Source organism: Pseudokineococcus lusitanus (assembly GCF_003751265.1).
GTDB lineage: Bacteria > Actinomycetota > Actinomycetes > Actinomycetales > Quadrisphaeraceae > Pseudokineococcus > Pseudokineococcus lusitanus.
Window position 1 is genome coordinate 102,003 of record NZ_RJKN01000002.1, and the last position, 21,523, is coordinate 123,525.

Annotated in this window: 17 protein-coding genes; 6 read left to right on the plus strand and 11 right to left on the minus strand. The window is 77.9% G+C overall.

What is annotated here, in order from left to right:
* Positions 1 to 16: 16 nt before the first annotated feature.
* On the minus strand, positions 17 to 664 hold the full coding sequence (locus EDC03_RS03745; RefSeq protein WP_123378885.1) for a tRNA adenosine deaminase-associated protein: 648 nt from the start codon (positions 662 to 664) through the stop codon (positions 17 to 19).
* Between the two features lie 35 nt (positions 665 to 699).
* Here EDC03_RS03745 and upp point away from each other — a divergent pair, with 35 nt between their 5' ends.
* Complete coding sequence (upp, locus tag EDC03_RS03750; RefSeq protein ID WP_123378886.1) at positions 700 to 1,335, plus strand: uracil phosphoribosyltransferase; 636 nt, start codon at positions 700 to 702, stop codon at positions 1,333 to 1,335.
* Between the two features lie 60 nt (positions 1,336 to 1,395).
* Here the strand turns inward: upp and EDC03_RS03755 are convergent, their stop codons facing one another.
* Positions 1,396 to 2,457: a 2,3-butanediol dehydrogenase gene (locus tag EDC03_RS03755; protein WP_123378887.1), complete on the minus strand. Its 1,062-nt coding sequence runs from the start codon at positions 2,455 to 2,457 to the stop codon at positions 1,396 to 1,398.
* Positions 2,458 to 2,464: 7 nt separating this feature from the next.
* A complete protein-coding gene (locus tag EDC03_RS03760) occupies positions 2,465 to 4,441 on the minus strand; it encodes a flavin-containing monooxygenase (RefSeq protein ID WP_123378888.1) in 1,977 nt (658 codons plus the stop codon).
* A gap of 223 nt (positions 4,442 to 4,664) precedes the next feature.
* Here EDC03_RS03760 and EDC03_RS03765 point away from each other — a divergent pair, with 223 nt between their 5' ends.
* Positions 4,665 to 5,897, plus strand: a complete 1,233-nt coding sequence (locus tag EDC03_RS03765; protein WP_123378889.1) for a helix-turn-helix domain-containing protein — start codon at positions 4,665 to 4,667, stop codon at positions 5,895 to 5,897.
* Positions 5,898 to 5,953: 56 nt separating this feature from the next.
* On the opposite strand, the gene EDC03_RS03770 is transcribed toward EDC03_RS03765, so the two are convergent.
* The 3 genes from EDC03_RS03770 to EDC03_RS03780 all read right to left on the minus strand — a co-directional run bounded on the left by EDC03_RS03770 (position 5,954) and on the right by EDC03_RS03780 (position 7,722).
* On the minus strand, positions 5,954 to 6,733 hold the full coding sequence (locus tag EDC03_RS03770) for a lysophospholipid acyltransferase family protein (protein WP_123378890.1): 780 nt from the start codon (positions 6,731 to 6,733) through the stop codon (positions 5,954 to 5,956).
* 85 nt (positions 6,734 to 6,818) lie between these two features.
* Positions 6,819 to 7,346, minus strand: a complete 528-nt coding sequence (locus EDC03_RS03775) for a MarR family winged helix-turn-helix transcriptional regulator (protein ID WP_123378891.1) — start codon at positions 7,344 to 7,346, stop codon at positions 6,819 to 6,821.
* Positions 7,347 to 7,437: 91 nt separating this feature from the next.
* Positions 7,438 to 7,722, minus strand: a complete 285-nt coding sequence (locus EDC03_RS03780) for a hypothetical protein (protein WP_123378892.1) — start codon at positions 7,720 to 7,722, stop codon at positions 7,438 to 7,440.
* A gap of 135 nt (positions 7,723 to 7,857) precedes the next feature.
* Between EDC03_RS03780 and EDC03_RS03785 the strand changes: the two genes are divergently transcribed.
* The gene (locus EDC03_RS03785) at positions 7,858 to 8,397 is read left to right on the plus strand and encodes a GNAT family N-acetyltransferase (RefSeq protein WP_123378893.1); all 540 of its coding nucleotides are present in this window, start codon (positions 7,858 to 7,860) and stop codon (positions 8,395 to 8,397) included.
* Positions 8,398 to 8,474: 77 nt separating this feature from the next.
* Here the strand turns inward: EDC03_RS03785 and EDC03_RS03790 are convergent, their stop codons facing one another.
* The 3 genes from EDC03_RS03790 to EDC03_RS17785 all read right to left on the minus strand — a co-directional run bounded on the left by EDC03_RS03790 (position 8,475) and on the right by EDC03_RS17785 (position 13,786).
* A complete protein-coding gene (locus EDC03_RS03790; protein WP_123378894.1) occupies positions 8,475 to 10,694 on the minus strand; it encodes an acyl-CoA dehydrogenase family protein in 2,220 nt (739 codons plus the stop codon).
* A 138-nt stretch (positions 10,695 to 10,832) separates the two neighbouring features.
* Positions 10,833 to 13,055 (minus strand): YhgE/Pip domain-containing protein, encoded by a 2,223-nt coding sequence (locus EDC03_RS03795; RefSeq protein ID WP_199719921.1) that lies wholly within the window; start codon positions 13,053 to 13,055, stop codon positions 10,833 to 10,835.
* Positions 13,052 to 13,786 carry a hypothetical protein gene (locus EDC03_RS17785; RefSeq protein ID WP_199719922.1) on the minus strand — a complete coding sequence of 245 codons (735 nt, stop codon included), beginning with the start codon at positions 13,784 to 13,786 and terminating at the stop codon, positions 13,052 to 13,054. The genes EDC03_RS03795 and EDC03_RS17785 overlap by 4 nt, the downstream gene beginning before the upstream one ends.
* 230 nt (positions 13,787 to 14,016) lie before the next feature.
* On the opposite strand from EDC03_RS17785, the gene EDC03_RS03800 reads away from it, so the two are divergent.
* Positions 14,017 to 14,706, plus strand: a complete 690-nt coding sequence (locus tag EDC03_RS03800) for a DUF2231 domain-containing protein (RefSeq protein ID WP_123378895.1) — start codon at positions 14,017 to 14,019, stop codon at positions 14,704 to 14,706.
* Positions 14,707 to 14,957: 251 nt separating this feature from the next.
* Here the strand turns inward: EDC03_RS03800 and EDC03_RS03805 are convergent, their stop codons facing one another.
* A complete protein-coding gene (locus EDC03_RS03805) occupies positions 14,958 to 16,643 on the minus strand; it encodes a hypothetical protein (RefSeq protein WP_199719990.1) in 1,686 nt (561 codons plus the stop codon).
* 63 nt (positions 16,644 to 16,706) lie between these two features.
* On the opposite strand from EDC03_RS03805, the gene EDC03_RS03810 reads away from it, so the two are divergent.
* The gene (locus EDC03_RS03810; protein WP_123378896.1) at positions 16,707 to 17,918 is read left to right on the plus strand and encodes an isochorismate synthase; all 1,212 of its coding nucleotides are present in this window, start codon (positions 16,707 to 16,709) and stop codon (positions 17,916 to 17,918) included.
* A 70-nt stretch (positions 17,919 to 17,988) separates the two neighbouring features.
* On the opposite strand, the gene EDC03_RS03815 is transcribed toward EDC03_RS03810, so the two are convergent.
* Positions 17,989 to 19,656 carry an alpha/beta hydrolase domain-containing protein gene (locus tag EDC03_RS03815; RefSeq protein WP_123378897.1) on the minus strand — a complete coding sequence of 556 codons (1,668 nt, stop codon included), beginning with the start codon at positions 19,654 to 19,656 and terminating at the stop codon, positions 17,989 to 17,991.
* 260 nt (positions 19,657 to 19,916) lie between these two features.
* Here EDC03_RS03815 and gndA point away from each other — a divergent pair, with 260 nt between their 5' ends.
* On the plus strand, positions 19,917 to 21,428 hold the full coding sequence (gene gndA, locus EDC03_RS03820) for an NADP-dependent phosphogluconate dehydrogenase (RefSeq protein WP_123378898.1): 1,512 nt from the start codon (positions 19,917 to 19,919) through the stop codon (positions 21,426 to 21,428).
* Positions 21,429 to 21,523: the final 95 nt, after the last annotated feature.

The following is a 21,523-nucleotide window of genomic DNA, read 5'->3' on the forward strand; positions in this document are numbered from 1 at the left end:
GGGCCGGCCGCCGGCGTCAGCGCAGGGCCTCGAGCAGGTCCTCGAAGCCGCAGTCCGCGCCGAGCTGGGCGAGCGCCCCGTCCGGGTCCTGCGGGGTCCCCTCGACGACGGCGAGGAGCCGGGCACGGTCGACGCCGAGGTCGGTCAGCAGCTCGGGGTCGCCGGACCACGGGGACAGGCCGGGGGTCCGGTCGTCCCGCTCGCCCTCGGTCTCGTCCTCGTCCTCGGCGTCCGCCTCGTCCTCGTCGTCCACGGGGACGGGCGCCTCGGCGGCGGCGCGGGCGGCGGGGCCCTGGCTGCGGGCGGCGGGGTCGGTGACCTCCTCGGGCGCCTCCTCGGGGAGGTCGCCCACCTCGGTCTCGACCTCGGCGGCGGGCGCCAGGAGGTCGGCGTAGTGGCTGCGCTGGCTCGCCGGCAGGTCGGAGACGAAGAGGCGGACGTCGTCGTCCACGCCCTCGGCGGCCGCGACGTCGTCGCCGTCGACCCGGACGACGGCGAACCACTCGTCCTCGTGCTCGAGCACGGCCAGCGCGGTCCCGCCGTCGGACACGGTGCCGCGCAGGACGTCGGCGAGGTCGTCGAGGTCGGTGACGTCCTCGAGGTCGACGTCGTGCGAGCGCCAGGCGCCGTCGGTGCGGGTGATCACGGCCGTGAAGTAGGACATGGGGCGATGGTGGCGCACGGCTAGGGTCTTGCGCCATGCGCCTGCACGTCGCGGACCACCCGCTCGTCGCCCACAAGCTGACCGTGCTGCGCGACCGGGAGACCGACTCGCCGACCTTCCGCCGCCTGGCGGACGAGCTGGTGACGCTCCTCGCCTACGAGGCGACCCGGGACGTGCGGACGACGACGGTCGAGCTCCGCACCCCCGTGGCCGCCGCCACCGGCATCCGGCTGGCGACCCCGAAGCCGCTCGTCGTGCCGATCCTCCGCGCCGGCCTGGGGATGCTCGACGGCATGACCCGGCTGCTGCCGACGGCCGAGGTGGGCTTCCTCGGGATGATCCGCGACGAGAAGACCCTCGAGGCGACGACGTACGCCAACCGGCTGCCCGACGACCTGTCCGGCCGCCAGTGCTACGTCCTCGACCCCATGCTCGCCACGGGCGGCACCCTCGCGGCGGCCGTCCACTTCCTCCTCGACAAGGGCGCGGAGGACGTCACGGCCCTCTGCCTGCTGGCGGCCCCCGAGGGCATCGCCAACCTCCGCGAGGCCGTCGGTGACGACGACCGCGTCGGCGTCGTCACCGCGGGCGTCGACGAGCGGCTGGACGCCGACGGCTACATCGTCCCGGGCCTCGGGGACGCCGGGGACCGGCTCTACGGCGTCGTCTGACGACCCGCGGCAGCGCTCGACGGCGCACCGGCCGCCGCCGGTGCGCCGCCGTCCGTCGGCTCAGCGTCGCGGGCTGACGAGGATCTTCACCGCCTCCTCGGTGCGGTGGAGGAGCGTGTCGTAGCCGACGTCGACGAGCTCGTCGAGCCCGATGCGGTGGGTGATGAAGGGCGCGAGGTCCACCCGCCCCTCCTGCACGAGGCGGATGGTCGCGGGATGGTCGCCGGCGTAGCCGATGGTCCCGCGCAGGTCGACCTCCTTGAGCACGAGCCGCTGGATGTCCAGCTCGGCCCGGTGCCCCCAGATCGACACGTTGACGACCACGCCGCCCGGGCGCACCGCGTCGAGGAGCGTGTCGAGGACCGGCTGGACGCTCGAGCACTCGAAGCACACGTCGGCGCCCCGGCCGCCGGTCAGCTCGCGCACCCGGTCCGCGACGGACCCGTCCCGCGGGTCCAGCACCTCCTCGGCGACGCCGGTGTCCCGCGCCTTGGCCTTGCGCGCCTCGCTGACCTCGGTGAGCAGCACGCGCAGGCCCTCGGCGCGGAGCAGCGCCGCGAGGAGCAGCCCGATGGGCCCGGCCCCGCCGACGAGCGCGACGTCACCGGCCCGCGCCCCGCTGCGGCGGTAGGCGTGGTGGCCCACCGCCAGCGGCTCGACGAGGGCCGCCTGGTCCAGGGGCACGTCCCCGACGGGGTGGACCCACCGCCGCTCGACGACGACCCTCTCGGCCAGGCCGCCGCCGCGGCCGCCCAGCCCGATGAAGTTCATGTCGGGGCTGAGCTGGTAGCTGTCGTCGTCGCCGGTCGGCGTGCCCGGGCGGAGGATGTACGGCTCCACGACGACGGCCGCGCCGACCTCGAGGTCGTGCACGCCCTCGCCGAGCGCCGTCACCGTCCCGGAGAACTCGTGGCCGATGACGAGCGGGGCGCTCTCCCCGGACACCGGGTGGGGGTGCCCGGCCGGCGGGATGAAGATCGGCCCCTCCGTGAACTCGTGGAGGTCGGTCCCGCAGATCCCGCACCAGGCCACCTCGACGGCCACCGTGCCGGGGAGCAGCTCCGGCTCGGGCACCTCCTCCACGCGCACGTCCCCGCGGGCGTGCCACCTCGCCGCCCTCATCGGGCGCTCACCGGGTGTGGTGCACGGGCGCGAGCGCGTGCACGGGGGTGTCGAGCCCCTCGTAGCGGGCCTTGAGCTGGAGCGCCAGGTACAGCGAGTAGTGCCGCGACTGGTGGAGGTTGCCGCCGTGCATCCACAGGCCCTCCTGCTGGGTCGGCTTCCACATGTTGCGCTGCTCCCCCTCCCAGGGGCCGGGGTCCTTGGTGGTGTCGGAGCCGAGGCCCCACACCTTGCCGACGCGGTCGGCCACCTCGGGCGAGATGAGGTCGGCCGCCCAGCCGTTCATGGAGCCGTAGCCGGTGGCGTAGACGACGAGGTCGGCGGGCAGCCGCCGTCCCTCCGGGGTGCCGTCGTCGAGGACGACGGCGTCCTCCACGAGCTCGCGGACGGGCTCGTGGACGACCGTGACGCTGCCGTCCGCGAAGAGCTCGCTGGCGCCCACGTCGATGTAGTAGCCGGAGCCGCGGCGCAGGTACTTCATGAAGAGGCCCGAGCCGTCGTCGCCCCAGTCGAGCCAGAAGCCGGCCCTCTCGAGCCGCTCGTAGAAGTCGGCGTCGCGCCGGGCGATCTCCTCGTACAGGGGGATCTGGAACTCGTGCATGATCCGGTACGGCAGCGACGCGAAGACGAGGTCCGCTTTCTCCGTCGTGACGCCCGCGGCCAAGGCCTCCTCGGAGTACAGCGCGCCGAGGCCCACCTCCATCAGCGAGTCCGACCGCACGACGTGCGTCGACGAGCGCTGGACCACCGTCACCTCGGCGCCGTTCTCCCACAGGGCCGCCGCGATGTCGTGGGCGGAGTTGTTGGCCCCGATGATCACCGCCTTCTTCCCGCGGTAGGCGTCCGGGCCCGGGTGCGCGCTGGAGTGGTGCTGGTCGCCGCGGAAGCGCTCGACACCGGGGAAGGCGGGGACGTTGGGCTTGCCGGACATGCCCGTGGCCAGGACCAGCTCGGTGGGGCGCAGGACGACGTGCTCGACGTCGTCCCCCCCGCCGTCGGCACCGGGTCGGCGACGCTCGAGGCGGACCTCCCAGGTCCCCGCTCCGTCGTCGCGCCGCGCGGAGACGACGCGGGTCGAGCCCCAGTAGTCGACCTCCATGACCTTCACGTACATCTCGAGCCAGTCACCGATCTTGTCCTTCGGCGCGAAGACCGGCCAGCTCCGCGGGAAGGGCAGGTACGGAAGGTGGTCGTACCAGACCGGGTCGTGCAGGCAGAGGCTCTTGTAGCGCCCGCGCCACTGGTCGCCGGGCCGCGCGTGGGCGTCCACGACGAGCGTCGGCACGTCGAGGTGGCGCAACCGGGCGCCCAGGGCGATGCCGCCCTGGCCGCCGCCGACGACGAGCACGTGCGGCTGGCGCTCGCCGCCCCAGCCCTCGACGCTCGCGTCGCGCCGCTCGCGCCAGCTGCTGCGGCCGCGGTGGACGCCGTGCTCGGCGCCCCGCGGCCGGCGGCCGTCCTGCGGCTCCTCGAAGCCTTTGAGCTCGAAGAGCGTCGTCAGCAGGGTCCACGCGACGTCGCGGCCCGGTCCTTCGCCGCCGTCCCCGCCCTCGTCCTCGTCCTCGCGGACCAGGCGCAGCAGGCCCTTGCCGCGGCCGACGGCCGTCTCGAAGGTGATCCAGGCCTCGACGGTGGGACGCCCGTCGGGCGCGCTCGCGTCGGTCGCCGGCTCGCTCGTCGCGAAGCCGGAGGCGCTCGTGCGGGCCGCCGTGGCGCGCACGCGCTCGGCGACCTCCTCGCGGCCCTCCGCCGTCGTGATGTTCCAGGTGAAGGCGACGAGGTCGCGCCAGAAGCAGGAGGTGGCGAAGAGACCGGCCACCTCCTCGGCGTCGGCCCGGCCCAGCGCCGCCTCGAAGGCGGCGAGCCACGCCTCGGCGCGCTCCTGCGCCGTCGGAACGGTGGTGCCGTCGCGGCGGGCGGCGGCGAGGTCGGGCGCGGCCTCCGCCGTCGGCCCGAGCGCGGGGTGGTCGAGGGTCTGGCTCATCGCGAGCGCCTCCCGGGGGCGGTCCGGCCGGCGGCTCCGTCGTCGCCGGCGAGGTCGCGAGCGTGCGCCCGTCCGGTCGGCCGGGCCAGGGGTTGCACCGGGGGTTGCAGCGACGTCGCCGCCCGGGGGGTCCGCCGGGGCGGACCCGTGCTGGACGGCGACGGCCCCGCGGGGGCACCCTTCGCCGGCACGGCACCGTCGCCGCGCGCCGAGAGGAGGTCCCGTGCCGACCCCCGCCCCTGCGCCCGAGCGGGCCCAGAGCGCACTGCCGCTGGGCACCGACCCCCGCGAGCACGCCCGCCGCCTGCAGCGCACCCGCCTGGCGGTCCTCGGCGGCGCGGGCCCCCGGGCCGGCCAGCCGGTGCGGACGGTCATCGGCGCCTCGTGGCGCCGGTCGCGGGGCTCGGGCCTCGACCCCGCCGGCGCCGGGGAGGTGCCCGCGCTCGGCGACGCCGCCCTGGCCGAGCACCGCCGGGCCAGCGGCCTCGAGCCGCTCATGCCGCTGCTGCGGAGCCGGCTGCTGCCCGCCGCGGAGGCCGCCGGCCAGATCGTCGTCGTGGCCGACGCGGGCGGCCGGGTGCTGTGGCGCGAGGGCGGGGCGGCGGTGCGGCGCCGGGCCGACGCCCTCGGCTTCGTCGAGGGCTCGGCGTGGGACGAGCGCGCGGTGGGCACGAACGCCATCGGGACGTCGATCGTCACGGGCGAGGCCGTCCACGTCTTCGCCGCCGAGCACTACGCCGAGGCCCACACGGCCTGGACGTGCGCCGCCGCCCCGCTCCACGACCCCGTGACGCGCGAGGCCATCGGCGTCGTCGACCTGTCCGGGCCGGCGCAGACCGTCCACCAGAGCACCGTGGCCCTCGTCGACGCCGTCGCGCGGCTCGTCGAGCTGGAGCTGCGCGCGGAGGTGGAGCAGCGCCTCGCGGCGCTGCGCGAGGTGGCGGACCCCGTCCTGCGGGCCCTCGACGGCCCGGCCGCCGTCGTCACCCCCGACGGCGCGACCGCCGCCGCCCGCGAGGTGGAGGTGCCCCGCCGCGTGTGGCTGCCGACGGGCCTGCGGCCCGGCCCGCTGTGGCTGCCCTCGCTCGGCGCCTGGACGGCGGAGGCCCTCCCGGGCGGGTGGCTGCTGCGGCCCGCGGGGCCGGCCGCCGGGGCCGGGACCACGGCCACGGGGGTGGTGCTCGACCTGTCGGCCCGGCCCGCGGTGCTGCGCGTCGCCTCGGGCGAGGGCGCGTGGGAGCACCCGCTGACCCCGCGCCACGCGGACCTGCTGACGACGCTGGCCCGGCACCCGGAGGGGCTGAGCGCCGCCCAGCTGGCCGCCGCGGTGCTCGGCGACGCCGACCGCACCGTCACCGTGCGGGCGGAGCTGTCCCGCGTGCGGCGGGCGCTCGGCCCGCTGCTGGCCCACCGGCCGTACCGGCTGGCGGTGCCGTGCGCCGTCGTGACCGGCTGACCGGCCCGCTCCTCCGCGGTCCGGCGCCCGCGGCCGGGCCGCGGACGGGCGCCGCCTCAGGCCCGCGGCAGGCGCGGTGCGCCGTCGGCCTCCTCGGGCGTCGGGGCGCTGCCCCCGAGGTGGCGGGGCAGCCACCAGGCCCCGCGGTACCGGGGGTCCGTGGTGTCGGGGTGCTCGGCCTGGACCTCGTCGAGCAGGTCCTGCAGGCGACGGCGGAGCTCGGTCGTCGTGACCTCGAGGCGGTCACCGCGCACGTCGGCGGAGGTGACCTCCATCGGCTCGCCGACCCGCACGGTCACCGTCTGGCCGCGGCTGAGGTCCCGCGGGGTGCCCTTGCCGTAGAGGCGCTGCGTGCCCCAGACGGCGGTGGGCAGCAGCGGCACCCGCGCGGACGCGGCCATCCGGAGGGCGCCGGACTTGAGCGGCTTGACGACGAAGGAGCGCGACGTCGTCGCCTCGGGGAAGAGGCCGACGAGCTCGCCCTCGGACAGCGCCCGCAGCGCCGCCCGCAGGGAGCCCGAGCCGGCGGCGCGGTCGACGGGGATGTGGTGCATGCCCCGCATGAGCGGGCCGGCCAGGCGGTGCCGGAAGACGCTCTCCTTGGCCATGAACCGCGTGAGGCGGCGGTGCGCCTCCCACGGCGCGAGACCGGCGAAGACGAAGTCGGTGTAGCCGACGTGGGTGCTCGCGATGACGCCGCCGCCGACCGCCGGGACGTTCTCCAGCCCCTCGAGCCGGGTGCGGATCCCCAGCACGCGGAAGGACGTCTTCGCCAGGGCGATGACCGGCGGGTAGACCCGCTCGGGACGACGCCGGGCCGGGGGCGGGGTGCTCACGCGGAGGACCGTAACCGCCGCCGGGACGCACGCCCCACCGCGACGGCGGGCCGACGGCGCCCGGGACCCGGAGGCGTGACGGACGTCACCCCGCCTCGGCGCACTCCTCGCGCGTGACGCCGTGCGGGCTGCTCTCCAGCGCGCCGAGCACCGCGGTGCAGATCTCGCCGAGGACCCGCCGCTGCTCCACCGTCAAGGGGTCGAACAGCACCCGCCGCACCTGCTCGACGTGGCCGGGCGCGGTGCGGTGCAGCACGTCCCACCCGGCGTCGGTGAGGGCGGCGACGGCGCCCCGGCCGTCCTCCTCGGCGCGGCTGCGCTCGACCCACCCCTTCTCCTCCAGGCGGGTGACGGCGTGGGAGATGCGGCTCGGCGAGGACGTCGTGATCTCGGCGAGGCGGCTCATCCGCAGCCGACGGCCCGGCGCCTCGGAGAGCATCGCGAGGACCGTGTAGTACGTCTGGGGCATCCCGGCCTCGGTGCGCATCTGCCGGTCGAGGCTCACCTGGAGCAGCTGCGTCATCGTCAGCAGGTCGCGCCAGGTGCGGTCCTCCTCGGCGTCGAGCCACCGGACCGCCCCGTCCGCGCCGTCCGCCCGCTCCTCGTCCGCCATGGACCCATCCTCCCCCGCCGCCACGGGCGGCTGGTCCGTCCGCCCACCACGGCCTCTCACGGCCGGTGCCCGGCGAGGACCACCGGCCCGGTCACATGCCCGAGGACGCCATCCCGAGGCTCGCCAGCTGACCGAGGACGCCCAGGACGCCGAGGACGAGCAGGACCACGCCGACCACGAGCTTGGCCGTGCCCTTCGAGGGCGCCGGCCCGGGCGCGCCGGACGCACCGTGCTCGGCCGCGCGCCGCGACGAGCGGCGGGAGCTGACGACGAGGAGGATCCCGCCCACGACGAGCGCGAGCAGGAGCAGCCAGCCGATGAGGACTCCGACGGCGAAGCCGGCGGCGGCGGCGGACGAGGCGGTGGCGGCGAGCACGGTGTCCTCCGAGGACGGGGGGATGTCGGGGTCGCTCGACGGTAGCGAGGGACGGGCGCGGCAGCGTGCGCGCCGGAGCAGGACCACCCGTCAGGGCACGGACCACCACCCGCGCCGACCTGGCACCGTGCGGCCATGAGCGTCCTGCGCCCCGCCGTCCCCGACGACGCCCCCGCCCTGGCCGCCGTGCACGTCGCCGGCTGGCGCGCCGGCTACCGCGGGCTCGTCCGCGACGACTACCTCGACGCCCTCGACCCGTCGGCGCGCGAGGCGCGCTGGCGCACGACGGCCTCGGGGCCGGACGGCGTCCTCGTCGTCGAGGAGGACGGCGCTCTCGTCGCGCTGTGCGCCTTCGGGCCCTGCCGCGACGACGACCTGCCCGACGAGGCCGGCGAGGTCCGCTCGCTCTACGTCCTCCCCGAGCACTGGGGCACGGGCGTCGGGGGGCGGCTGCTCGCCGCGGCGACGGCCGAGCTCCTGGCCGTCGGCGCCGACGAGCCGCCCGTCCTCTGGGCGCTGACCGGCAACACCCGCGCCCGGCGCTTCTACGAGCGTCGCGGGTGGCACCCCGACGGCACCACGCGCGTCGTCGAGCGGGCCGAGCTCGACGGCGTGCCCGCCGTCACCTTCCCCGAGGTCCGGCACCGGCTGACCGCCGCAGGAGCGCAGGAGTAGGTCGGCCCCGCCGCCGTCCGCGGGCCCCCGACCTGCGGTGACGCGCCGTCACCGCGACCTTCTCCTGCGGCCCGGCGTCAGCCCGCCTGCAGCGGCACGTGGTCGGCGACGACGGCGGCCGCGCCCTGCGGGCCGTCGACGGGCGCCGGCACCTCGCCGTCCCCGCGCGGGGAGGACACGGCCGCCGGGACCGCCCCGTGCGCGATGGGCGCGGTGAGCCAGGCCTCGGGGATGCCGAAGCCGTCGACGAGCAGCCGGGCGTCCGCCCGCACCTCCCGGCAGAGCGCGTTGACCTCGGCGAGGACCGCCTTGCTGCGGCCCGGCGTCAGCCACCCGTGCTCGAGGTACCAGGCCCGCTCGCGCTCGACCACGGACAGCACGTGGAGGTCGCCGACCCGGCCGAGCAGCGCGCGGACCCCGTCGTCCTCGCAGGCCTCCTCGGCCGCGACGAGGGCCTCGACGACGACCCGGTCCACGTGCGCCCGCGCCGCGGCGAGCAGGTGGTCCTGCGCGTCGTCGACGACGGCCGCCGCGTCCGCGCCCTGGGCCCCCGCCCGGCGCAGGCGGCGGGCGACGCCGACGAGCAGGTGCGCCTCGCGCTCGAGGAGGAGCCGCAGCTGCCAGCCCCGGTCGCGCAGGTCCTGCCGGTCGTCACCGCGGCCGGGGGCGGCCTCCCGCAGCCGCTGGAGGGTGACGCGGGCGGTCGACCGCTCGGCGAGCCGGCTCACGGCCTGGTCGACGACGGCGCGCACGGTCCCCCACGTACCGAGGTCGCCGAAGTCCGCGGCGTACCCGGCGAGCAGGTGCTTGCCGACGAGCTGCAGGAGGACGGTGTTGTCACCCTCGAAGGTCGTGAAGACGTCGGTGTCCGCCTTGAGCTGCGGGAGCCGGTTGACAGCGAGGTACCCCGCGCCGCCGCAGGCCTCGCGGCAGGTCTGGACGGTCGCCGTCGCGTGCGCCGTCGCGACGGCCTTGAGGCCGGCGGCCCGGGTCTCGAGCTCCCGCTGGGCCGTGTCGTCGGCCGGGGCGGGCGCCGTCTGCACGTCGTGGAGCCGGGCCGTCAGCTCCTCGGTGGCGAGGGCGAGGACGTACGTCGTCGCGAGGGCCGGCATGAGCCGCCGCTGGTGGGCCCGGTAGTCGAGCAGCACGACCTCGGGGTCGCCCGGTGCGGCGCCCGGCCGCGCGAACTGCCGGCGGGACAGGCCGTACCGGACCGCCGTGGCGAGGGCGACCTGCGTGGCCGACCCGGCACCCGCCGCGATGCAGACGCGGCCGCGCACGAGCGCGCCGAGCGTCGCGAAGAAGCGGCGCCCCGCGCTCGCGATGCTGCTCGAGTAGCGGCCGTCCTCGGCGACCTGCGCGAAGCGGTCGAGGAGGTCCTCGCGGGGGACGCGGACGTCGGTGAAGCGCAGCCGGCCGTTGTCGACGCCGTTCAGCCCCATCTTGTGCCCGTCGTCCTCGGCCTCGACGCCCGCCAGCAGGCGGCCGTCCGCGTCGCGCAGCGGGACGACGAAACAGTGGACGCCGCGGCCCGTCGGCTCCTCGTCGGGGCCGCCCGTGACGAGCTGCGCGAAGACGGCGGCCACCCGCGCGTGCCGGGCCGCGCCGCCGATGTAGTCCTTGCGGGCGCCGTCGTGCGGGGTCGAGAGCACGAAGGTGCCGGTGGCACGGTCGTAGGTGGCGGTCGTCTCGAGCGAGGCGACGTCCGAGCCGTGCGCGGTCTCCGTCATGGCGAAGCAGCCGACGGTCTCCAGCGAGAGCACCGGCGGCAGGTACCGGCGGTGGTGCCGGTCGCTGCCGAGGCTCTGCACCGCGCCGCCGTAGAGGCCGAAGTGGACGCCGGACTTGATCATGACCGACAGGTCGCCGTAGCCGAGCATCCCGAACTGGACGACGCTCGCGCCGACGTCGCCCTCGCCGCCCACGGACGGCGGGAACGAGTGCACGGGCGAGCCGGTGGCCCCGACCTGCCGCACGAGGTCCATGACCTCGTCGCGGTAGACGTCGAGCGGCGCGTGCGGGTCGGTGGTGAAGAGGCCCGCGGGCAGCGTCGCCCGTGCCTCCTCCCGCACCCACCCCCAGCGGCCGTCGAGGAGGGCCGTGAGGTCGGCCGCCGTGACGAGGGGCGCCGGGGCGGGGGGCGCCGGCGGCCCGTCCGGGCGCCGCGCCTCGCGGCGCGCCCGGCCGGGGCGGCGACGCGGGGCGGGCGGGGCCGGCGGGGCGGGCGGGGCGGGCGGCGTCGTCCCGACGGGGGCCGGGACGTCGTGCTCCCGGGGCGTGGGGTCGGTGGTCGTCATCGCGCGCCTCCGCAGGGGCCGTCCCGGCGGGTCGCGCCGGGTGCTCGGCTGGGGTGTTACTGGCGAGTAACACTGTACGCACGGCCACGCTCCGGGGACCAGCCCCGGACGTCCGGACGGGTCCGCGCGGGCCGTGCGTCAGGCGGGGAGCGGCCGCAGCGCGGAGACGGCCACCACCCGGCGGCGGCGGGCGGCGAGCGCCGTCGCGACGAGGGAGACGACGAGGTAGGCCCCCAGCACCGCGACGGCCTCGAGCACCGGGCGCGCCGAGACGTCGGTCCCCCCGGCGCCGAGGGCGCGCAGGGCGTCGACGGCGTAGCCCATCGGCAGGACGTGGTGGAGCGAGGCCAGGGGCGCGGGCAGCGTCTGCCACGGGAAGGTGCCGCCCGCGCTGACGAGCTGGAGCACGAGGAGCACGAGCCCGAGGAACTGCCCTGGCAGCCCGAGCCACGCGACGAGCGCGTGGACGACGGCGACGAAGGCCGCCGAGGTGAGCAGCATCATCGCCAGCAGGCCCAGCGGCTGGGCCGGCTCGAGCCGCAGGACGCCGACGACGACGCCCCACAGCAGCACCGCCTGGACGACGCCGAGGGCCAGCGCGGGCGCGTACCCGCCGACCGCCGTCCCGAGCGCGGAGCGCCCGGCGGCCGCGGCCCGCCGCGAGAGCGGCCGGACGACGAGGAAGAGGACGTAGCCGCCGATCCACAGCGACAGGGCGAGGAAGAAGGGGGCGAGCCCCGCGCCGTACCCGGAGACCGTCGCGTCGGAGGTGCTCTGCGTGGCCACCGGGTCCGTGATGCCCCCGACGGCGCGCTCGCGCTGGTCGTCGTCGAGCGCCGGGACCCCGGCCGCGCCCTGCTCGAGGCCGTCGGCGAGGGCGGTGGCGCCGTCGCGGGCGGGCACCAGCCCCTCGGCGAGGGCGCCGGCGCCGTCGGCGAGCTGCTGCGTGCCCGCGAGGGCCTGCTCCTGGCCGTCGGCCAGCTGCGACGCTCCGTCCGCCAGGGCGGAGGCGCCCTGGTCCAGCGCGCGGGCGCTGTCGGCCAGCGGGCCGACGCCGTCGGCCAGCTGCCCCGTGCCCTCGGCGAGGGCGGAGGCGCCCTGCGAGGACGCGGCGATGCCGCCGGCCAGGGCGGGCGCCGCCTCGGCGAGCGCGCCGGCGCCGTCGGCCACCTGGCGGGAGCCGGTCGCGAGCGCGCCGAGCGCGGCGTCCGCCTCGGCGACCTGCTCCTGCGCGTCGCGCACGGGGGCCACGAGGCCGTCGGCCTGCTCGAGCACCGCCGCCACCTGGGTGTCGTCGAGGCCGAGCGCGGTGAGCTGCGCGGCCAGGTCGGCGCGGGCGGCGTCGAGGCCCTCGACCGCCTGCGCGGAGGCGTCGGCGAGGGCGGTCGCCGTCGCGGCCACCTGGGCGTTGCCGTCGGCGACGGCGGAGGCGCCGTCGGCGAGCGCCTGCGCCTGGGCGGGGAGGGCGGCGGTCCCGTCCTCCAGCTGCCCGAGCCCGTCGGCGAGCGCCCCGGCCCCGGCGTCGAGCTGCTCGACGCCGGTGACGAGCTGGTCGACGCCGCCGACGGCCGCGCCCGTGCCGTCGGCGAGCTGCCCGGCGCCGTCGGCGAGCGCGCCGGTGCCCTGCACGAGGGCCTCCTGCCCCTGCACGAGGGCGCCCGCGCCGGTCGTGAGCGCGTCGGCCCCCTCGACGGCGCCGCCGAGGCCCTCGCCGAGCTGCGTGGCGCCGTCCGCGGCCTCGCGCAGCTGCTGCGACACGGTGGCGAAGCCGACGAGGAAGGAGTCGGCGGTCTGCGTGCCCACCTGGTCGACGACGGCCTGGCGGGTCGCGTCGACGACCCGCTCGGCGACGGTCCGCCCGATGTAGCTCGTCGCGTCGTTCGTCGTCAGCAGCAGCTGGGCCTGGCGCGGCGGCGCGGGCTCGCCCGCGGAGACGGCGGCCTGGACGGTCGCGAGGTCGGCCGAGAAGCCGGACGGGATGGTGACGGCGGCCTCGTAGCGGCCGTCGGCGACCCCCGCCGCGGCGTCCGCGGCGTCGGTGCGCTGCCAGTCGAAGGAGCCGTCGGCCTCGAGGTCGGACGCCACCTGCGCGCCGAGGGAGACGAGCACCCCGCCGGTGGAGGCGCCCTCGTCCTCGACGACGAGCGCCGCCGGCACCTCGTCGAGGCGGCCGTAGGGGTCGTCGTTGGCCCAGAGGTAGAGGCCGGCGTAGAGGGTCGGGACGACGGCCAGGGCGACGAGGGTCAGCCGCGCCATCCGGGACGCCGAGAGCCGGCGGGCCTCGCTGCCGGCCCCGGCGCGGGCGGCCGCCCACGCTGCGCCGAGGGACGCGGCGAGCCCGCCGCCGGGTCGCGCGCTCACAGCGTCACCCCCGCCGTGACGCGGCCGGCGTGCGGGGCCGGCAGGTCGTCGGGGCGCGCGGCGCGCGGGACGCCGTGGGTGGCGCGGAGGTCGTCGGCGCGCAGCAGCCCGGCTCCCTCGAGCACGGCGGCCGCGGGACGGCCGACGCAGACGCCGACCGCGAGGCCGTCGTCCGCGAGGTCGCCGGCGACGTCCCACCAGCCGCCCTCGTCGCGGGGGTCCCCGCCGCCCCGGTCGGGCCGGACGAGGACGAGCGCGACGACGCCGGGCCGGCCGGCCGCGAGGTGCGCCAGCGCCCGGGTGCGCGGGCCGGGGGCCAGGTCGCGGGCGAGGACGTCGGCGTGCGCGGCGAGGCCGCGGTCCTCCAGCCAGGCGCGGGCGTCGTCGGCGCCGGCGGGCTCGCGGCGGGCCCGCAGCTCCTCGGCGACGGCGGCGCGCAGCGGGAGGACGGGCTCGGGCTCGTCGACGCCGGGCGCGTCGACCAGGGCCGTGGAGCGGCGCAGGTCGTCGCGGCCCCAGAGGCCGACGTCGTGCCCGTCGGCGAGGACGCGGCCGCGGCCGGGCACGAGACGGCCGGTCAGGGCGAGGGCGAGCGCGAGCGGCGCGGAGCCGTCGGCGCCCGGGTCGCCGGCCACGAGCGTGCGCCGCCCCGGGACCAGCAGCACCCCCGTCGGGGGGAGCACCTCGCCGCCGTCCGCCGTCACGGCGACGTCCTGGGCCTCGATCTCCATGCCTCGCGCTCCCCCGCTGCCGGGCCGCCGGGCTCCCGCCGACGGACCGGCGGCCGTCCTCGGCGTCGCGGACGACGGTACGGCGGGCGGCGGCCGTCACCGGCCACGGGGCCGTCCTCCGTCCCCGGCACCGCAGGGCGGGAGCGCTCCCACCGCGCGCGCGGCGGTCCGGGCGGCGAGGGTGGGACGCAGAGGTCGGTCCGCAGGGGGGCGGCCGGGAGGGCTCCACCATGACCACCACCGCAGCACCGGGCCCAGGCCCCTCCGGCGCCCCGGGCGCCGCCGGCGCGAGCGCCCGCGAGGGCGGCCCCACCGAGGGCGGCGTCGCCACGACGCCGCGGCCGCTCGCCGTCCGGGCCGTCCAGGCGCTCGAGCGGGCCCGCTGGCTCGACGCGCCCGCCGACGCCGAGCAGCGCGTCGCGACGAAGCTCCTCACCGCGAGCCCCGGCCTGCTGGCGCTCCTGCGCGGCCGTCCCTCGGGCCACGCCGTGCACCCACCGATGACCGACGTGCCGATCGGCGCGTGGCTGTCGGCGTCGGCGCTCGACCTCCTCGGCGGCGAGAAGGCGCGCCCCGCCTCGCGGCTGCTGCTCGGCCTCGGCTGCGTCACCGCGCTGCCGACCTTCACGACCGGCCTCGCCGAGTGGGTCGGGACGAGCGGCGGCGACAAGCGCGTCGGCTTCGTCCACGCCGTGACGAACGGCGCCTCGTGGGCCGGGTACGCCGCCTCGTGGTGGGTCCGTCGCGACGACGACAAGCACGGCCTCGGCGTCGCCCTCGCGCTCGGCAGCGGCGTCGTCGCCGCCGTCGGCGGCTACCTCGGCGGGCACCTGTCCGTCGGGCGCGACATCGGCACGCGGGACCCGGCCTTCGCCGACGACCCGGCGGCGCGCGAGCTGAGCAGCCCGCACCGGCGCTGACCTCCCGGACGTCGGTCCGGCGGGTGGAGGAGGCGTCCACCTCGCCCCCCAGGCGCCCGAGGGGTGACGTAGACGTCCACCTCACCTCCCCGGGTGGTGCCCGGGAGGTGAAGTCGGCGTCCACGTCACCGCCCGAGGTCCCCGGGACGTGAAGTGGACGTCTCCTTCACCTCCCGAGGTCCCCGGGACGTGAAGTCGGCGCCTCCTTCACGTCCCGGGCATACCGGAGCGGGACGCCGCCCCTCCGTGCGTCACTGGTAGGAGACGAAGTCCGGCAGCGGGTCCTCGGCCATGGTCTCCGCCGGCGTCATGGTCGGCGTGTCCTCGTCGTAGAAGTTCTTCCAGCCCCAGCGCATCCCCTCCGGGGCGTCCTGCTGCAGCGCGCGGTAGGTGTCGGCCTTCTGGCCCGGGGTCCCGTGGCCGTCCGCGTGGACGAGCGGCACGAGCTCGTCGCGGGAGGTGTCCAGCCGCCCGCGGTCCGTGATCATCCGCTGCTGGAACTGGTGGAGCAGGAAGACCTTGGGCGGCAGCGTCTCCCGGCGCACGAGGTCGGCCAGCCAGTCCGCGGTCTCCTCGACCTCCTCGACGTCCACCCGGCCCACCTGCTCGAGGTGCACCTGGTCCGGCTCCAGCCGCCACTCCGGGTCGAGCGCCAGGCCGACGTGGGGCTCCGCGAGGAGGGACTCGTAGGCGCGGGCCTGCGTGAGGAAGTCGGTACGCCCGGGCTGCAGGTCGAGGACGACGTAGATCCCGGCCTCGCCGGCGGCGTCGACCCACGGCCGCAGGTCGTCCGCGTCGAGCTCGTTGGAGTAGTCGCCGTCCGGCCCCGGCGCGCCGGAGGCGACCGTCGTGATGATCTCGAAGGTGGGGACGACGGGGTCGCCCACGAGGTCCTCGTACTCCGCCGCGACGTCCCGGGCCCGCTCGACCGAGGCCTCGAGGCCCTGCTCGCCGAGGACGCCGAGCGACGGCGACCCGGGCGTGCCGTAGAGGGCGACCATGTGCCGCCCCGGGAAGGGCACCTGACCGCCGCCGGGCAGCTGGACGCCCGTGGCCGCGACCGCCGTCCGCGCACGGACCTGCTCGGCGTCGCCGAAGAGCGGGGACGTCGCGACGACGCCGTCGGGCGCCGCGGCGGCCACCTGCTCGACGACGTCCCCGTCGGCCCGCGGGTCGCCCCCGGGGACGGCGACGACGCGGGCCCCCGCGGCCCGGGCGGTCGCGGCGGGCGCCACGTCGCCCGCGGAGCCGTCCGTCAGCAGGAGCACCGGGGCGCCCGCGGCGGCGGGCGCCGGGGCCTCGACGTCCGCGGCGGCCGGCAGCACCTCGACGTCGAGCGCCTCCTCCGCCCAGGACGCCGCGGCGTCGTCCGCGGCCAGCACCTGCTCGGCGCCGAGCCGCGCGACCTCGGCGACGACGTCCTCCGGCGCCGCGCCGGCGGGGGCCTCCGCGCCGGCGTCGGCGGACGGCTCGGCGGCGTCGGCGGACGGCTCGTCGGACGGCTCGTCGGACGGCTCGGCGCCGCTGGACGGTGCCGGCGCGGCGGCCACGACGAGCAGCGGGACGCCGAGCTCCTCGGCCCGCGCGGCCGCGGCGCCGACGTCCGCGCCCGCGTCGACGAGGACGACGAGGGGCGAGGCGGCCACGAGCGCGGCGCTCGCCGCGACCGAGCGGTCGCCGCCCTCGGCGACGTCCAGGACGACGCCGCCGTCCACGGCCGCGGGCCGGACCAGCGGCGCCTCCGCGGTCGGCGACGCCGCACCCCCGGCCCCGGCGCCCGGGGCGGCGCCCCCGTCGCCGCCGGTGCACCCGGCGAGGCCGAGCGTCGCCGCCACGGCCAGCGCGACGGTCCGGCGGACGGGCGCGCCGCCGCGCCGCGGGGCGGTCCGGGCGGCTGCGGTGGAGGAGGCGGTCGGGGCGGCAGGGGCGGCAGGCATCGGCGTCGACCGTACGGCCCTCCCCGTGCGCGGCCCCGCAGGCGGCGGGGGGATGATGAGGCGGTGACGGGCAGCCGGGGGTCGACGCGCGAGCGTCCCGCCGCCGTCACCACCCCCACCGCCCTCCTCGACGCCTGGCGTCCCGACGAGGACGTCCTCTGGTCGTCCCCGCGCGGCACGCTGCTCGCCGCGGGCACCGCCGAGCGGCTCGACCTGCCGTGGACGACCGACCTGCCGGGCGCGGTGGCCGAGCGGCTGCGTAGGGCGCGGGGCCGGGGCGAGGTGGACGTCGTCGTCGGGGCGCTGCCCTTCGCCACCGGGGTGCCGGCGGCCCTCGTGCGGCCGGAGGTGCTCCACCGGGCGGCCGGACGCCTCGTCGTCCCGCCGGCCACGGCCGCCGAGCCCGCCCTCGCCCGCGTCGTCGAGGAGCGGCCCGTCCCGGCCGAGGAGGACTACCGCGCCGCGGTCCGGCGGGCCCTGCGCCTCCTCGCGGACGACCGGCTCGAGAAGGTCGTCCTCGCCCGCGCGGTCGACCTCCGCACCGACGGCCCCGTCGACGTGCGGGCGCTCCTGCGCGCGCTGGCCCGCCTCGACGAGCGGGCCCGCGTCTTCGCCGTCCCGCTGCCGGACGAGCCGGGCGAGCCGCCCGCCGGCGGGCCCGGCCGCACCCTCGTCGGCGCGAGCCCCGAGCTGCTGTGCGCCCTCCACGGGGACACCGTGACGGCCGTGCCGCTGGCGGGGACCGCTGCGCGGCAGGCCGACCCGGCCGACGACGCCGCGGCGGGCGCCGCGCTGCTCGCCTCGGACAAGGACCGCCGCGAGCACGCCATCGTCGTCGAGGCGATGGTCGCGGCGCTGGGCCCGTGGTGCGCCGACCTGCAGGTGCCGACCGGGCCGCAGCTCGTCGCCACGCCCACCGCCTGGCACCTCGCGACCCGCCTCGAGGGCCGCCGGGCGGACGCCGCGACGACGTCGTTGCACCTGGCCCGCGCCCTGCACCCGACGCCCGCCGTCGGCGGGATGCCCGCGGCCGCCGCCTGCCTCGCGGTGGAGGAGCTCGAGCCCGTGGACCGCGGCTTCTACGCCGGCGCCGTCGGCTGGGCGGACGCGAGCGGCGACGGCGAGTGGGCCGTGAGCATCCGCTGCGGCGTGGCCGGCGGCGACACCGTGCGCCTGCACGCGGGCGCCGGCGTCGTCCGCGGCTCGGACCCCGCGGCGGAGCTGGCCGAGACCGGCGTCAAGCTCGACCTGCTGCGGCGGGCGCTCGGCGCCTGACCCGGTCCCGGCCTCACCGGGGCCGTGCGCCGGGACCCACGGGCCCCGGCGCAGCGACCTCCGACGGCGGTCAGCTCCCCAGCGCGACGACCGCCCGCACCGCGGCCGTGGAGCGCGCCACGGTGGCGACGGCGTCCCCGTCGCCGCGCAGCTGGCGCTCGGCGACGCCGTCGGCCAGGCGCATCTCACGGGCGGCCGCCCGCAGGTCCCCGGCGTCGGCCGCCGCGGCCGCCCGCTCGACGCGGCCGACGAGCCGCTCGGCGGCCCGGCCGGAGAGCCGGCCGTCGGCGACCCGCTCCTCGACGGCCTCGACGACGTCGCTGTACCAGGCCGGGTCCTGCGCGAAGCCGTCGTGGAGGTGGCCCGCCGCGACGGCGTCCGCCGTGGCGCCCACCACCCCGGCCACGTAGGCGTCCTCGTCGGGGTACCAGGACGCGAGCGTCGCGTCGTCGACGGGCGCGGACGCGCCGTCGAGGAAGCAGAAGCCGGGCCCGGTGTTGAGGCCGGAGTTCAGCCGCTGCGGCACGTCCTGCGGCGCGAGCCGGATGCCGCCGAGGCCGAGACCGCGGTCGTCGGTGGCGACCGTCCCGTCCGCCAGCGTGATGGCCGGCGCGGAGGGCGGGGCCGTGCCGTCCTCCACCCAGGCCGCGACGTGGTCGTAGAGGGTCGACTGGACCATGTGCTGCGGGACCCGCGACCCCGAGGGCTGCGCGCAGGTCTGCGGCGTGCCCGGGAAGCCGCCGGGCAGGGAGCCGATGTCGCGCAGCCGCAGGGGCCCGTAGTCGGTGATGAGCTTCCAGTCGCCGTGCGAGGCCCCCGACACCTCCCACGTGCGGAGGACGTCGCTGTCCGGCTGGCGCTGCGCCGCGCCGAGGAGGTCGACCGCCACGTCGGTCTCGCTGTTGATCTTGAAGACCGGCGTCCCCAGGTCGGTCCTCATGACCCCTCCGCCGCCGTGGAGGACGACGGCGTCGACGACGTCGGCGAGCGGGTCGACGCTGTTGACGTAGCTCCAGAGCCGCCCGGCGGACTGCGAGTGGCCGGTGGCGACGACGCGCTCGGCCGCCAGCGGGCCGAGCAGCGGCGTCCCCGCGGGCTCCCGGACCGCCTGCACGGCCTGGGAGAAGATGTCCCACGACAGCGTGTCGTCCGTGACGGTGCCGCCGTCGGTGACGTCGAGGTCCCCGTACCGCTCCGGCCCCCACGCGCGCAGCCCGGTGGCGGAGTGGACGCCCGCCCGCTGGGCCGAGACGCCGACCCACGCGTAGCCCTCGCGGACGAGGTGCTCGTGCGTCTGGAACCAGTCGACCTCCTGGTCCCACTGGTTCGACACGTTGACCCACTCGGCGACGACCGTGCCGTTGAAGTCGGCGGCGTCCACGGGGCGCCGGACGACGACGCGGGTCGTGTAGTCGTGGCCGGTGCTCAGCACGGTGGCGTCCGCGGCGCCGTCGGCCGCGTAGCGCGTGGCCTCGCCGGAGAGGAAGAACTCCTCCTCGACGTACCCGCGCTCGGCGAGCCCGTAGTCCGTGGCGAGGAAGGTGTAGCCGTGGCCGGGGTCGCCGACCGCCGTCGTCCACGGCACCGGGCCGGTCACCGTGGGGTCGGGGACCGCCGCGGACGCCGGCGCCGCGGCGGCGACGAGCGAGGCCGACAGGGCGAGCACGAGGAGCGCGGGGCGGGCGGCGCCGGCGGTCAGCGCACGGGCGGCGGTGGTGGTCGGTCTGCGAGCGGTCATGCGGGTCCCCCAGGACGTCGTCGTCGACAGGACGGCCGGTCGCCGACGCGGCGGACGCCCTCGGCCACCGCGACCGTAGCCCCGGCGCACGACTTCCGGCGGTGAGCGGTCAGAAGGGGTCGCGGCCGCCGTCCACGGGTCGACGCCGCCGTCGCCCCGCCCGCCCGGGTGCGGCAGCATCACCCCGGACGCCCGGGCCCCGCCCGGCGCACCCGCACGCCCGACGAGCCCGACCGAGCCCCCTGACACCGGGAGACCCCATGGCGGCCAGCACCTCCGACAGCAACGACGGCACCCGACCGGACCTCGCCGACATCGGCGTCACGGGCCTCGCGGTCATGGGCCGCAATCTCGCCCGCAACATCGCGCGGCACGGCCACGCCGTCGCCGTCCACAACCGCTCGTCGCAGCGCGTCGACGACCTCATCGCCGAGAACGGCGACGAGGGCGACTTCCGCCCGTCGCACTCGGTCGAGGACTTCGTCGCCTCCCTCGCCAAGCCCCGCCGCGTCATCGTCATGGTCAAGGCCGGCCCCGCCACGGACGCCGTCATCGACGAGCTGACGCCGCTGCTCGAGGAGGGCGACATCGTCGTCGACGCGGGCAACGCCCACTTCGAGGACACCCGCCGCCGCGAGGCCGCCCTCAAGGAGAAGGGGATGCACTTCGTCGGCACCGGCGTCTCCGGCGGCGAGGAGGGCGCGCTCCTCGGCCCGTCGATCATGCCCGGCGGCTCGCGGGAGTCCTACGAGGCGCTCGGCCCGATCCTCGAGTCCATCGCGGTCGAGGTGGACGGCACCCCGTGCTGCACCTACGTCGGCCCCGACGGCGCCGGGCACTTCGTCAAGATGGTGCACAACGGCATCGAGTACGCCGACATGCAGCTCATCGCCGAGGCCTACGACCTGCTGCGCCAGGGCCTGGGCCTCTCGCCCGCCGAGCTGGCCGACGTCTTCGACGAGTGGAACTCCGGGGACCTCGAGTCCTTCCTCGTCGAGATCACCGCGCGGGTCCTGCGGCACACCGACGCCCGCACCGGCCGGCCCTTCGTCGACGTCGTCGTGGACGAGGCCGAGCAGAAGGGCACGGGCCGCTGGACGGTCCAGTCCGCGCTCGACCTCGGCGTCCCGGTGAGCGGCATCGCCGAGGCCGTCTTCGCGCGCGCGCTGTCCGGCGCCGCCGACCAGCGGGCCGCGGTGCAGGCCAAGGGCCTCGCCGGCCCCACGGGCGGCGCGCTCGAGGGCGCGGACGCCGAGGGCTTCGTCGACGCCGTCCGCCAGGCGCTGTACGCCTCGAAGGTCGTCGCGTACGCGCAGGGCTTCGACCAGATCACCGCCGCCAGCGAGCAGTACGGCTGGGGCGTCGACCGCGGGATGATGGCGACGATCTGGCGCGGCGGCTGCATCATCCGCGCCCGCTTCCTCGACCGGATCAAGCAGGCCTACGACGCCGACCCGCACCTGGCCTCGCTGCTGCTGGACGACTACTTCGCCTCGGCCGTCGCCGACGCGCAGGACGCGTGGCGCCGCGTCGTGGCCACCGCCGTGCACCTGGGCATCCCGACGCCAGGCTTCTCCAGCGCGCTCGCCTACTACGACGGGCTGCGGCGCGACCGGCTGCCCGCCTCGCTCGTCCAGGGCCTCCGCGACCTCTTCGGGGCGCACACATACCGCCGCGTCGACGCCGAGGGGACCTACCACGTGCTGTGGTCGGGCGACCACAGCGAGGAGCGGCAGGACCACATCGACCAGGGCTCGCACAACCCGCACTGACCCACGTCACCCCGCCCGGGGCGACGGGCGACGGCCCGGGAGGCGCTCCGCCGGAGCGACTCCCGGGCCGTCGTCGTCCGTGGTCACCGCCGGCG